This window comes from Clostridium thermobutyricum (assembly GCF_000371465.1).
Taxonomy (GTDB): domain Bacteria; phylum Bacillota; class Clostridia; order Clostridiales; family Clostridiaceae; genus Clostridium; species Clostridium thermobutyricum.
In genome coordinates, this window is the sequence record NZ_KB850956.1 from 1,420,554 (window position 1) to 1,434,386 (window position 13,833).

At 27.3% G+C, this 13,833-nt stretch carries 11 protein-coding genes; all 11 read right to left on the reverse strand.

From position 1 onward, the window contains the following. Positions 1-149: 149 nt before the first annotated feature. On the reverse strand, positions 150-2,774 hold the full coding sequence (locus tag HMPREF1092_RS16460) for a C40 family peptidase (RefSeq protein WP_002597865.1): 2,625 nt from the start codon (positions 2,772-2,774) through the stop codon (positions 150-152). Between the two features lie 179 nt (positions 2,775-2,953). Next, positions 2,954-3,625 (reverse strand): PHP domain-containing protein, encoded by a 672-nt coding sequence (locus HMPREF1092_RS06600; protein WP_002597866.1) that lies wholly within the window; start codon positions 3,623-3,625, stop codon positions 2,954-2,956. A gap of 113 nt (positions 3,626-3,738) precedes the next feature. Continuing rightward, entirely contained in the window at positions 3,739-4,263 is a 525-nt protein-coding gene (locus HMPREF1092_RS06605; protein WP_002597867.1) for a hypothetical protein, read from the reverse strand. 127 nt (positions 4,264-4,390) lie between these two features. Then, a complete protein-coding gene (gene aspS / locus HMPREF1092_RS06610) occupies positions 4,391-6,181 on the reverse strand; it encodes an aspartate--tRNA ligase (RefSeq protein ID WP_002597868.1) in 1,791 nt (596 codons plus the stop codon). Positions 6,182-6,212: 31 nt separating this feature from the next. Beyond that, positions 6,213-7,469, reverse strand: a complete 1,257-nt coding sequence (hisS, locus tag HMPREF1092_RS06615; protein ID WP_002597869.1) for a histidine--tRNA ligase — start codon at positions 7,467-7,469, stop codon at positions 6,213-6,215. 13 nt (positions 7,470-7,482) lie between these two features. Beyond that, a complete protein-coding gene (locus HMPREF1092_RS06620) occupies positions 7,483-8,916 on the reverse strand; it encodes a coproporphyrinogen III oxidase (RefSeq protein WP_002597870.1) in 1,434 nt (477 codons plus the stop codon). A gap of 12 nt (positions 8,917-8,928) precedes the next feature. Then, a complete protein-coding gene (locus HMPREF1092_RS06625; RefSeq protein ID WP_002597871.1) occupies positions 8,929-9,528 on the reverse strand; it encodes an MBL fold metallo-hydrolase in 600 nt (199 codons plus the stop codon). Positions 9,529-9,549: 21 nt separating this feature from the next. Continuing rightward, positions 9,550-9,999 carry a D-aminoacyl-tRNA deacylase gene (gene dtd / locus HMPREF1092_RS06630; protein WP_002597872.1) on the reverse strand — a complete coding sequence of 150 codons (450 nt, stop codon included), beginning with the start codon at positions 9,997-9,999 and terminating at the stop codon, positions 9,550-9,552. Between the two features lie 17 nt (positions 10,000-10,016). After that, positions 10,017-12,200 carry a RelA/SpoT family protein gene (locus HMPREF1092_RS06635; RefSeq protein ID WP_002597873.1) on the reverse strand — a complete coding sequence of 728 codons (2,184 nt, stop codon included), beginning with the start codon at positions 12,198-12,200 and terminating at the stop codon, positions 10,017-10,019. Between the two features lie 121 nt (positions 12,201-12,321). Beyond that, the gene (locus HMPREF1092_RS06640; RefSeq protein WP_002597874.1) at positions 12,322-12,840 is read right to left on the reverse strand and encodes an adenine phosphoribosyltransferase; all 519 of its coding nucleotides are present in this window, start codon (positions 12,838-12,840) and stop codon (positions 12,322-12,324) included. A gap of 19 nt (positions 12,841-12,859) precedes the next feature. Beyond that, positions 12,860-13,726 carry a DHH family phosphoesterase gene (locus tag HMPREF1092_RS06645; RefSeq protein WP_002597875.1) on the reverse strand — a complete coding sequence of 289 codons (867 nt, stop codon included), beginning with the start codon at positions 13,724-13,726 and terminating at the stop codon, positions 12,860-12,862. Between the last annotated feature and the right edge of the window lie 107 nt (positions 13,727-13,833).

Consider the following 13,833-nt stretch of genomic DNA (forward strand, 5'->3'; position numbering starts at 1 on the left):
ATTTTTTCCATATTATGGAGTATTTTTTTTTATTTAAAAACACTTTATTTGTTTTGTTTAAAATTTAATTACAATAAAACATTTACATTTTAATACAAAAAACAATAAAAGGATATTGCTTTTTAACAATATCCTTTTATATAAATATATTAATTTAAAACTCTTCTTGCACAACCAACTAAACTCCAAGGAACATTTTGAATTGTTACATACGCATGTGAATGAGGAGCTACTATCCATTTTCCATTTCCTATATATACTCCAACGTGTACTGCATCTTTAAAGAACAATAAATCTCCTGGTCTTACATCATTTAAAGGAACTGCTCTTCCTGCATTAACTTGTTGATATGTTGTTCTACCAACTGAAATTCCAAGTTGACTAAATGCCCAATCTACAAGTCCTGAACAATCAAATCCTCTATATCCATGATTTATATATTGAGATGGAATGTCATATCTTCCTTCTGCTGCAGCAGTTGGAAACTCATTTTTTAATTGTTGAAGACTTGAGCTAGTTACGTATTGTCCTTCTGCTCCCCAAAGATAAGGTGATCCTATTTGATCTTTTAATAATGTATATAATTTTTCATAACTTGCACTATAATTTCCACTATTGTTATTTACAGAACTATTATTATTCACAGAATTATTATTATTTGTATTATTGCTTATCATATGATCAGATAATTTTATATAATTTGCACTTGTATAACCTATTTGACCATTATTATCTATCTTATACCAATCTCCAATACGAGCTAAAACTTTAACTCCTTGTCCATTTAAAAGATATCCTATTACTGATGAATTTAATGATGCTCCACTTCTTATTCTTAGTGAACTTTCTATATTTATAACTTGTCCATATTTATTACTATAAGTAATTTCTCCAGAATTATTTTTAATATCATTTGTTTCATTATGAATATCATTAGGATTTCCATTTACAATCTTTATATATGAACTGTAAACATATCCAGTAGAACCATTTACACTTATTCTATACCAATTTCCTTGTCTTCCAGTAACTTTAACTTGTTGTCCACTTAAAAGATATCCCATTACAGAACAATTTGTATTTGGTGCTGTTCTAATTCTTAAATTTGATTCTATATTTATAACTTGTCCAACTGCATTTTCAGATTGAAAATTATTTGTATTACTATTTGAACTATTATTTGCATTATTATGATTTACTTCAGCACTATTTACTATTTTAACATAATCACTAAAAACATATCCTACTTGATTATTTTTAGATATTTTATACCAATCTCCACTCTTGCCTAATATTTGGAATGTTTCACCATCATTTAAAGTTCCTAATATTGAAGAATTTGTTGAAGCTCCACTTCTTATTCTTAATGCTGAAGATACATTAACAACTTCTCCATATCCTTTTTCAGGAACAAAAGTATTATTATTAGATGTTGCTATTGTAGTATTTGAACTATTTACATTAGTATTGTTAGTAGTTGGAACTTGTCCATTATATAATTGTATATAAGAATCGTATACATATCCTACTGTTCCATTATTATCTATTTTATACCAATTACCTTCTTTTCCTGTTATTTTAACAGTACTTCCATCATATAATAATCCTATTATAGAAGAATTTGTTGAAGCTCCACTTCTTATTCTTAATGCTGAAGATACATTTATTACTTTGCCATTTTCATTAAGACTTCTAACAACTTTTTGTGCACTAACTGTTTCTATTTTTACTTCTGGTTTATTAACTACTGTATTATTAGATTGAACTTTATAAGTTTCTCTATCTATTTTATATTGGTCTTTAGTATTATTAGATTTAACTACATTATTGACATTTAAATCTCTAATATTATTTTGTGCTTTTACTTTATTTTCACTTTGTACTGACTTATTGTTTTTATTATTATTAGGACTGTTAAATGCTTCTGTATTATTATTATTCACACTTATATTTGGTGCTATATCATTTACATTAAAAACATTTATATAATCTGCACAAACAAATCCTGTTTTACCATTTATATTTATTTTATACCAGTCACCATCTTTTCCAATAATATTAACTAAATTACCTTCATGTAATCTTCCTATAATATTACTTTCAGTTGTTGCTCTTTCTCTTATTCTTAAATCTGTTTGTACATTAGTAACTTTTCCTGTTGTAATATCTTTTACAGTTTTATCTGTTGGTTCATTTACAACTATCATTTTATTCCCATTTAATCCTTTTATATAGTGACTATCTGAATATCCTTCTTGACCTTGATAGCTTATTTTATACCAACCATTAGTTTCTCCAATTACTTTAACAACTTGTCCATTTGTAAAGTATCCAATTACTCTTGAATTTAATGAAGGTCCACTTCTAAATCTTAAATTTGTTTCAACATTTACAACTTTACCTTCACTAGATTTCAAATCTATTTTATCTTTATTATTTCCATTTAATTCTTTTACATATTCTCCATAGACATAACCGTATCTATTATTATATTGGATTTTATACCATTTTCCTTCTTTACTAGCTATATTAAAGATACTTCCAGGCTGAAGATACCCTAAAATTTGTGTATCTATTGATGCACCTTGTCTAACTCTCAAATCTGAAGTAACATTTACGACTTGACCTTTATTTGTGTAAGTTTTCATGTTTTTTATATTGGTATTTGATGTATTTAAAGTATCTGCATGTGAAGTTATTGCATTTTTTGCAAGAACTAATGTAGCACTTGTTGAAGCCGCTAATACCAATGCAACTGCTTTATTTTTTTTCATTTGTTCACATCCCCTGATTTTTCTTCTTTCTCTTTATTTTATACCATTTTTATCTAATCATAAAGTTTTATTTTAATTTTTCTGTAACTTTTAGAATAAAATAATATTTTCTTAATATTTCTTGTAAAAAAAAGTATTAAAATCAGAAATTTTCTATGCGTTTATACATACTTTTTATTTTAAAACTTTAATATATCATTAATATCTTTTACTTCTAAAAATAATTCTCCTAATATTCCATGTTTTACATTTTTCTTAACTATATTATGAAAATCAGTTCCAGCAGTATAAAACATTCCTTTAGATTTAGCTATATTTTTGAAATATTCTATTTCAACTTTATTATGTCTAGGATGTATAGCCTCTATTCCGTCAAAATCATAATTTATAATATCATTTAAATTTTCTCGTTTTATTTTACCAGGATGAGCTAGAACTACTTTCGCTCCAAACATTTCCAAAAATTTAATTCCCTCAGATAATTCTAATCTTTTCTGTCCTTTCCTTACTTTTATTTTATCTTTGAATATAGATTTTAATTGATATACATTTTTCCTCTGTATAAAAGTAATTGCCTTTATAAATTTCTTATTTTTATAGATTTCTTTATTAAAATATCCTAATATATGAACTTGACGTCCTTTAAACCTTGTTGATAGCTCTATTCCTGGGATTACTTTTACTCCAATTTTTTTTCCTTCTTCTACTCCTTTTTCAACTCCATCTATAGTATTATGATCAGTTATTGATATATAATAAATGTCTTTCACTTTAGCCAAAGCAACTATTTGTTCAGGAGTAAATTTTCCATCTGATGCAGTAGAATGAATGTGTAAATCTACTTTTTTCATTTTCTCCTCCAAATTTTCTTTTTGCTAATATTCTATTCTTCTCTCTTTTTTTTGGAACTTTTTCAAAATTAAAAGAGGCTTTTTAAGCCTCTTTTAATTTATATCTTAAACTATTATTTTAATTCAGATTTTTCTTCAGATTTCTCTTCTGCTTTTGGAGCTTCTACTTTTTTATCATCTGATTTCTTTTCCTCTATTTTATCTTCTGCATTTTCTACTCTTACTGCATCAGTTGATTCAGTTTTAACATCTTCTCTTTTATTTCCTGCCTTACCTCTAGAAACATATACTTTTTTAGCTGTTGCTTGTGGTGGAATTGATTTTGTTATTTTTCCATCTAAAGCTGCTCCAATCATGTCCCCTTGTTTTATTTCAATATCTTTCTCTTTTTTATTACAAGAATCCTTAACTTCTGTATCTTTATCAACTGTAATTATCATTTGTGTCTTAGTTATTTCACATCCCTTTAAGTATCCACATACTAAAAGTTTTGTTTCTTTACTACCTTCGCATTTTTGTACTTTTACTACTTCTCCCATAAACATATTATGCTTCATAGGATTTGCAAATGCAGTAACTCCAAATACTCCTAAAAATAATAATAATGATATCAAGCTTCTTTTAATTTTTTTATTCATTCTTATTCCTCCTTTTAATATCATACAAGATTTATTTTCTCTAAAAGAAGCTTGTCCTATTCAAATTATAATTAGGAAATTTCTACCTAAAAAATGCCCCTAAGTTATATACTTAGAGGCATTTTAATTATTCTTCTTCTTTTTTTACTGAAATAGCTATTCCAAGATCTTCTAATTGATTAGCATCAACTATATTTGGTGCTTCACTTAAGTAGCAGTAAGCATTTTGATTTTTAGGGAATGCAATAACATCTTTTATATTTTCAGTTCCAGCTAAGAACATTATCATTCTATCTAATCCAAATGCTAAACCTCCGTGTGGTGGTGGTCCAAATTTAAATGCATCTATTAAGAATCCAAATCTTTCTTGTGCAGATTCTTCAGTAAATCCAAGTGCTTTAAACATTCTTTCTTGAAGTTTTGCATCATGAATTCTTATAGAACCTCCTCCAAGTTCTTCTCCATTTAATACTAAATCATATGCTTTTGATCTTACTTTTCCAGGATCAGTTTCTATCATATCTAAATCTTCATCCATTGGAGCTGTGAATGGGTGATGACATGCAGTATATCTTTCTTCTTCTTCACTATACTCAAATAATGGGAACTCTGTAATCCAAGTAAAATTAAATTCATTTTTATCTTTAATTAAATCTAATTTTTTAGCTAATTCTAATCTTAGAGCTCCTAGTCCTTGAAGTACTACAGAATCTTTATCTGCTAATATTAAAACTAAATCTCCTCGTTTAGCTGAACAAGCATCTAAAAGTTTTTGCATTTCTTCTTCTTTAAAGAATTTAGCTATTGGTGATTGTATTCCATCTTCTTTATTCTTTATCCAAGCTAATCCTTTAGCTTTATATGTTTTAACAAATTCACCTAATCTATCTATATCCTTTCTTCCCATAGAAGCTCCACCTTCTACAACAAGACATCTAACTGAACCGCCATTAGCTATAGCATCTGAGAATACTTTAAAATCTACTCCTTTAACTGCTTCAGTAAGATTTTGTATTTTCATTCCAAATCTTAAATCTGGTTTATCTGAACCATAGCTATTCATTGCTTCTGCAAAAGTCATTCTTTTAATTGGAAGACTTACTTCATGTCCTAAAACAGTTTTAAATACATGATCAATTAATCCTTCATTTAAAGCCATTATATCATCTTGTTCTACAAAGCTCATTTCTAAGTCTACTTGTGTAAATTCAGGTTGTCTATTAGCTCTTAAGTCTTCATCTCTAAAGCATTTTACTATTTGATAATATCTATCAAATCCTGACACCATTAATAATTGTTTAAAAATTTGTGGTGATTGTGGTAATGCATAAAACATTCCTGGATAGTTTCTAGAAGGTACTAAGTAATCTCTAGCTCCTTCTGGAGTACTTTTAGTTAATATTGGAGTTTCTACTTCTAAAAATCCATTTTCATCTAAATAGTCTCTAATTGCTTTTGAAGCTCTATTTCTTATCATAAATATATTTTGCATATCTGGTCTTCTAAGATCTAAATATCTATATTTAAGTCTTATACTTTCAGCTGCATCTAAATCTTCTTTTATATATATTGGTGGAGTTTCTGATTCTGAAAGAATTTTTATATCTTCACATTTTAACTCAACCATTCCTGTACTTAATTCTTTATTTGGTGCTGATCTTAATACTATTTCACCTGTAACTGCAATACAGTATTCTCCTCTCACACCTTTAGCTTTTTCAAATATATCTTCAGATACATCATCTCCAAATACAACTTGCATTATACCAGTTCTATCTCTTAAATCAATAAACTGTAATCCTCCAAGCTTTCTATTTCTTTGAACCCAACCCATAAGAGTAACTTTTTTACCCACATGTTCTTCTCTAGGTTCACCACACATCATTGTTCTTTTTAATCCATTTAACGCTTCTGCCATGTGACGTTCCTCCATATCTATATATAAAAAATTATTTTTGGCTTTTTATAATTTGTTTTATCTCTTCTAAATTATCAAGTTTTATATTAAACTCTTCTCTATCTTTCATTCTTTTTATCTTAGCTTCTTTAGTTCCTAATTCATCGTCACCTATTACTAAGTTAAATAATGCACCTATTTTATTGGCAAATTTCATTTCTGCTTTAAAGCTTCTTCCTGCATGATTTATCTCAGCATTAACACCAATTTCTCTTAACTTATGAGCAAGCTTAAAGGCATACATTTTTCCTTCTTCTCCTCTAGCTGATATATAAAGTTCTATATCATCTTCTCTTGGAACTTCAATATTTTCATCTTCTATTGTAGCTATAAGTCTTTCAATTCCCATACCAAATCCAACAGCTGGCATTTCAGGTCCACCGATTTCTTCAATCAGCTTATCGTATCTTCCTCCACCACAAACTGTATAATCATCATTTAATATTTCGAATATTGTTTTTGTATAGTAATCTAATCCTCTAACAATACCTGGATCTACTGAATATGGTATTTCTAAAACATCTAAGTACTCTTTTACTTTACTAAAGTGATCATTACATGAATCACAAGTATAATCTAATATTATAGGAGCATTTTTAGTTATTTCTTTACAACTTTTTTCTTTACAATCCAATATTCTCATAGGATTTTTTTCAAATCTAGTTTTACATGTTTCACAAAGTGAATCATAATTTTCTTTTAAGAAGGCTTTTAATGCTTCATTATATTTAGGTCTACATTCTGGGCAGCCTAAGTTATTTATATTTAATTTTAAACTTTTTAACCCAACTTTTTTAAGTACTCCCATTGCAAGAGCCATAACTTCAGCATCCATTGAAGGTTCTTTTGAACCAAACATCTCAACTCCATATTGATGAAATTGTCTATATCTTCCTTTTTGTGCTTTTTCATATCTAAAACAAGGTGTTATATAATATAACTTTGTTGGTTGAGCCTCATTAAAAAGTCTACTTTCAATAAATGCTCTTACTGCTGGTGCAGTTCCTTCTGGCTTTAATGTTATGCTTCTATCTCCTTTATCTTTAAAAGTGTACATTTCTTTTTGTACAATATCTGTAGTTTCTCCTACCCCTCTTAAAAATAGTTCTGTATGTTCAAAAACTGGAGTTCTTATTTCTTTTATTCCAAAATTTTTTGATATTTCTCTAAATATATTTTCAACATAGTGCCATTTATAAGCTTGACTAGGTAACATATCTTTAGTACCTTTAGGTGCTTGTATTTCCATCTATATTGCCTCCTTAATTATTGTATATTGTATTTAAAATATTAATTTTACCTTCTATCATTTTATCTATTCTTTTGATATATTCTTTAACATCTTTAACATTTGGATACCTTTCTATTCCTTTTGAATCTAAATTTACAATTTTTGATACTCCATCTGCTCCAAGAGCTATTATAGTTTGTCTTTCTTCTATCATTTGAATATTATAAATACATTCTTTTCCCTTCTTAGCATACCCCAAATTCTCCATATTTCCAACCATATTTTTTTGTCTGTACATATAATATGGATAAACTTCTAAATCTTTAGAGAGTTTTGTACTTTCTTCAAACATTTTTAATATTTCATCTTGTGATTTTATTCCTAAACCTTTTTTAAGTAAAAATTTCTCATAAAGAGTTGAACCTCTCTTTAATGATAATCCATGAACAGTTAAACTATCTGGTTTTAATTCCTTTATTTTTTCTACTGTTCTTTTAACTTCTTTTAATCCTTCTCCTGGAAGTCCAATTATAATATCCATATTTATATCTTCAAATCCAATTTTTCTTGCTAATTTAAAAATATTTACTGTCTCCTCTTCTGTATGTCCTCTTCCAATTAAAGAAAGAGTTTTATTATTCATTGTTTGAGGATTAATACTTATTCTATTTACCGAATAATTTTTCATTGTTAGCAACTTATCCTTACTTATAGAATCAGGTCTACCACATTCTACTGTAAATTCTTTTATATTTTTATCTTTAATAAAGGCTTTAAAAATACTCTCCATTATATCTTTAAACTCTAAATCTGAAACAGCTGTTGGAGTTCCTCCTCCAAAATAAACAGTTTCTATTTGAAGATTCTTTTCTTCTATGTATCTTTTTATACTATCTATTTCTCTTTTTAAAGCTTCTAAATAAGGTTTTACAAGATTTTTATTACTTCCTATTGGATTAGATGAAAATGAACAATAAACACATCTAGTAGGACAAAAAGCCATTCCTACATATATTGATATTTTTTCCTGTTCTCTATTTACAAAAAGTTTTTCAGATTTTGCAACTTCTATGCAAAGTTTAGTTTTCTCTTCTTCAGTTAAATACTTTTCCTTAAATATATTTATTATTTCTTCATCCGTTTTCCCTTCATTTATAAGCTTTAAAGCTATTTTAGATGGCCTTATTCCAACTAATATTCCCCAAGGATGATTTTCCTTAGTTAATTCTTTTAAACTTTCAAAAATACATTTTTTTAAAGTATTTTTTATATCTCCATTATTTTTTCTCTTTAAAATGAAGCTATCTTTTTTAAAGATAACTTCATCCTTAGAGACTTTTATTAAATAATCACAATTTAAAGTTTCATCTACAAATTTAAATTCATCTAATGGAAAATAAATATTAAACATATTATATACATCTATTCTGTATTTTAACTCATTTAGGTTTATATTTATCTTCATTACTAAATCTCCTTAATTTAAGAATGGATTTATTTTTTTCTCAAAACCTATTGTTGTTTTTGGTCCATGTCCCGGATAAACTTCGACTTCATCACCTAATATTAATAACTTATCTTTTATACTATTTAAAATAGTATTCATGTCACCACCTGGAAAATCTGTTCTTCCTATTGAACCTTGAAAAAGAGTATCTCCAGAAAATAGTTTTCCATCTACAAGAAAACATACACCTCCTTGTGTATGCCCTGGAGTATGAATAACTTTTATATCTAAATTACCTATATTAAGCTTTGTATCTTCTTTTAAAAATCCATCTGCTTTTCTTATATTACCAAAAACAGTGTTGTCATTTTCAATATAATGCTCTTCATTTTCATGCATATAAAAAGGAATTTTTAAAAGTTTACTTAAATATTCAACTCCTCCTACATGATCCATATGTGCATGTGTTAAGAGAATAAATTTAGGTTTAAAATCTAAATCTTTTATTATTCTTTCTAGTTTTAACTCATCTCCACCTGGATCTATTATCGCACCTTCTCTTGTTTTTTCATCAATTAATATATAACAATTTGCATCATATATTCCTGCTGGGATAGCTTTTATTATCATTTATACCATCTCCTTATATTATTAAAATTCTTTAGAACTGTCTAATAAAATTGTTACTGGTCCATCATTTTCTATAGAAACTTTCATATCTGCTCCAAATTCGCCACATTGAATTTTAAGTTCAGTTTCATTCATCATTTCTAAAAATTTTTTATATAATTCTTCTGCTTCTTTTGGGCTCATAGAATTCATAAAATTAGGTCTTCTTCCTTTTCTACAATCTCCGTAAAGAGTAAATTGAGATATAATAAGTATTTCACCTTTTATATCATTTACTGAAAGGTTCATTCTTTCTTTTTCATCTTCAAAGATTCTTAAATTTATAATTTTATCTTTTATATATTTCAAATCTTCTATTGTATCATCTTTAGAAATACCTATTAATACATTTAACCCTCTATTTATACTTCCTATAATTTCTCCATTTACTGTTACACTTGATTTAGAAACTCTTTGAACTACCGCTCTCATTTTTCAAAACCTCTTTTCTAACTATTCATTCTATATACATCTAATATTCCTTTAAGATTTCTTATTTTTCTCATAAGCTCTTTAAGTTGATCTATAGATTTTATTTTTACCTTTAAGTTTATTATTGCAACATTATTTTTAGCAGAATTAGCATTTAAAGCTGTTAGTACTAGCCCTGATTCATTAATTATAATCATTAAATCTGATAAAATTCCAAGCCTATCTTCAGCTTTTATTTGCACTTCTGCAACATAAGCTGATTTTTTATCTTCTCCAAAGCTTGCTTCAAGTACCTTATCTGGATCTTCTTTTATCAAATTTTGAAGATTAGAACAATCTTTTCTATGAATTGAAACTCCTCTTCCTTTAGTTATATATCCTAAAACCTCATCTCCTGGTACAGGATTACAACACCTTGCAAAACGAACCATTATATTACTAAGTCCTTTTACAACTACTCCATACTCTTTATTTTTATCTATTGATTTATTTCCTTTTGCTAATTGCTCTTCTACATTTTTATCTTCTACTTCTTTAGTTATCTTTTCAAAAGGATCAATTAATTCTTCTTTTACTTTGTTCGTAAAAGATACTGGATTTATTACTCCTATTCCTATAGCTCCAAAAAGTTCTTCTTGAGTATGAACATTATATTTTTTTTGAATTTTATCATTAGAAATAGCTTTGTTTAATATATTTAAATAGATACCTTTTTTCTTTAATTCTTTTTCTAATATCTCTCTACCAACTGATATATTTTCTTCTCTTTTTGCTCTTTTGAACCATTGTCTTATCTTACTTTTAGCCTGATTACTTTTAGCTATATTAAACCAATCCATTTTAGGACCATTAGCAACTTTAGAAGTAATTATCTCTACAATTTCTCCAGTCCTTAAATTATAATCTAGTGGAACAATTTTCCCATTAACTTTTGCTCCTACACATCTATTTCCTACATCTGTATGAATTCTATATGCAAAATCTATTGGAGTTGATCCACTTGGTAAATTTATAACAACACCCTTTGGTGTAAATACAAAAACCTCATCTGAAAAAAGATCAATTTTGAATCCTTCCATAAATTCTTCCGCATCGGATGTTTCTTTTTGCCATTCAAGTATATCTCTAAGCCAAGCAAGCTTTGTTTCAAAATTCATCTCTTTTTTTTCTTCTGAACCTTCTTTATATTTCCAATGAGCTGCTATTCCGTACTCAGCAGTTTTATGCATTTCAAAAGTTCTTATTTGTATTTCAAAGGTTTTACCTTGTGGTCCTATTACTGTTGTATGTAATGATTGATACATATTAGGTTTTGGCATAGCTATATAATCCTTAAATCTTCCAGGAATAGGCTTATATATTGTATGTACTATTCCTAAAACTCCATAACAATCCTTTACAGAGTTAACAAGTACCCTAATTGCTGTCAAATCAAAAATTTGTTCTATATTCTTATTCTTCTTAACCATTTTTCTATATATAGAATAGAAATGTTTAGGTCTTCCATCTATATCTGCATCAATACCTGCATTTTCTAAGTTATTTCCTAAGTCTTCTACTATAGAAGCTATATATTCTTCTCTTTCAATTCTCTTTTCAGCAATTTTAGCTACTAAATCATAATACTCTTCTTCATGTAAATATCTAAATGATATATCTTCAAGTTCCCATTTTATTTTTGACATACCTAATCTATGAGCAAGTGGTGCATAAATCTCTAAAGTTTCTTTAGCTTTTATCTTTCTTTTTTCTTTAGACATATATTTAAGAGTTCTAAGATTATGAAGTCTATCTGCTAATTTTATTATTATAACTCTTATATCTTTCGCCATAGCAAGAAGCATCTTTCTAACATTATCTGCTTGTTGCTCTTCTTTTGTCTTATATTTTATTTTACCAAGTTTTGTAACTCCATCAACAAGGTTAGTAACTTCCTCACCAAAAAGATCTTTTACCTGATCATAAGTATACTCTGTATCTTCAATTACGTCATGAAGAAGACCAGCTATTATAGTATCTGTATCCATTCCAAGTTCTGCTAATATAACAGCTACATCTATTGGGTGTGTAATATATGGTTCTCCTGATGCTCTCATCTGATTTTCATGAGCTTTTTCGGCAAATTCATAAGCTTTTTTAACTTTTTCTATATCTACATTATTACAATTTTTATTTATAGCTTTTATTAATTTATCTATCATAGTAGGATTACTCTCCCTTAAAAATAGTTTTCAACTAAGAATTTCTAAAATCAAAGGCTGGTTACCAAACCAGCCATTCTTTATTATAATTATATATTATTGTAATTATATTTTCAATGTTTTAAATATCATATTTAACTAATGACATAACATCATACTTTTCTAACTTATCTTTACCGTTTAACTCTGTTAATTCAATAACAAAATCCATTGAAACAACTTCTCCACCTGCAAGCTCAACAAGTTTAGCAACTGCTTCTATAGTTCCTCCTGTTGCTAAAAGATCGTCTATTATTGCAACTCTTTGTCCTTTTTTTATTGAATTTTTATGAATTTGAAGTGAATCAGTTCCATATTCTAATGAATAATCTATACTTAAAGTTTCACCTGGTAATTTACCTGGTTTTCTTACTGGAACGAAACCACAGCCTAAAGCATATGCTACTGGAACTCCAAATATAAATCCTCTTGCTTCTGGTCCTACTACTAAATCTATATTTTTATCTTTTAAATGCTCAACTATAGCATCAACTGATGCTCTTAATCCTTCTCCTTCACCAATTAATGTAGTGATATCTTTAAAACTTATACCTTCTTTTGGGAAATTTTCTATTATTCCTATTTTTTCTTTAAAATCCATAACTCATCCTCCATAATAACTAATTTTTTTGTTTACTTATGTTATGTAAATATTTAACTATCTGCTTTGCTCTATCTCTATCATCAGTGATAAGTAATTCCAATATTATTCTTCCATTATTAACCATCCCAACAGCACTAATCGCCGGTGTAATAAAGTTTGTAATCTGATCTATTCCTTCTTCTACTTTATTATTCATATGATTATAATCTATTATTGACCTTAATCCTATATTATTTGTATTTTCTAAAAACTTTTTACCTTCTTTCAAAATAACACCATTTTCTCCTGTAATGGAAAGCTTAGGATATAAATTCCATCTTGTTCCTATAAATATTAAATCCAAATATTTATTTATACTTTTCATATTATAATAAATTGCAACTGCTTGCATAAGTTTAAAAGCTAATATAGATAAAGATAATGTCTTGTACCTATATTGGCAACTTTTTTGTCTAGGATTTATATATATATAATTTCTCTTAAAATCATTTTTATCGTTTTCTAAAACTATTAAATCTATTTTTAAATTTTTACACAAATTCACAACTTCTTCAGATTCTAAATCTATACCTAATGTTATAAGTAAATCTGCCCCTAAAAAGTCCACTCTTTCTTTTATATTAAATGAGTTTATTTTACTCTTTAAATCTTCACTTTCATGAATAAGATATTCTACATCTGCATTTAGATATTTAAGTACTAAGCTTAAGGAAGCAATTGCACAAATACCATCTACAGTGTTTATTCCATAGACAACTATCTTTTTTCTACTATTAATAGCATCACTAAGAGTTTCTATAGCCTTATTCATATCTTTTAGTATAAAAGGATTATATCCTGTTATATAATTAGGGCAATATATGCTCTCCCAAAACTTTCGCATGATTATTATCTCCTCCACAAAATTAGAAAACAATAATATTATAAGTTAAAACTGTGAATTTTACAAATGTTTATTAAAAAAATTAAAAAAAACCCTTAAAATATATA

Bases quoted from the DNA above. Each gene is read 5' to 3' on its own strand.
- HMPREF1092_RS06635 (WP_002597873.1), bottom strand. From the start codon at position 12,200: ATGATAGATAAATTAATAAAAGCTATAAATAAAAATTGTAATAATGTA.
- HMPREF1092_RS06645 (WP_002597875.1), bottom strand. From the start codon at position 13,726: ATGCGAAAGTTTTGGGAGAGCATATATTGCCCTAATTATATAACAGGA.
- HMPREF1092_RS06625 (WP_002597871.1), bottom strand. From the start codon at position 9,528: ATGATAATAAAAGCTATCCCAGCAGGAATATATGATGCAAATTGTTAT.
- HMPREF1092_RS16460 (WP_002597865.1), bottom strand. From the start codon at position 2,774: ATGAAAAAAAATAAAGCAGTTGCATTGGTATTAGCGGCTTCAACAAGT.
- HMPREF1092_RS06620 (WP_002597870.1), bottom strand. From the start codon at position 8,916: ATGAAGATAAATATAAACCTAAATGAGTTAAAATACAGAATAGATGTA.
- HMPREF1092_RS06600 (WP_002597866.1), bottom strand. From the start codon at position 3,625: ATGAAAAAAGTAGATTTACACATTCATTCTACTGCATCAGATGGAAAA.
- aspS (WP_002597868.1), bottom strand. From the start codon at position 6,181: ATGGCAGAAGCGTTAAATGGATTAAAAAGAACAATGATGTGTGGTGAA.
- HMPREF1092_RS06605 (WP_002597867.1), bottom strand. From the start codon at position 4,263: ATGAATAAAAAAATTAAAAGAAGCTTGATATCATTATTATTATTTTTA.
- hisS (WP_002597869.1), bottom strand. From the start codon at position 7,469: ATGGAAATACAAGCACCTAAAGGTACTAAAGATATGTTACCTAGTCAA.
- HMPREF1092_RS06640 (WP_002597874.1), bottom strand. From the start codon at position 12,840: ATGGATTTTAAAGAAAAAATAGGAATAATAGAAAATTTCCCAAAAGAA.
- dtd (WP_002597872.1), bottom strand. From the start codon at position 9,999: ATGAGAGCGGTAGTTCAAAGAGTTTCTAAATCAAGTGTAACAGTAAAT.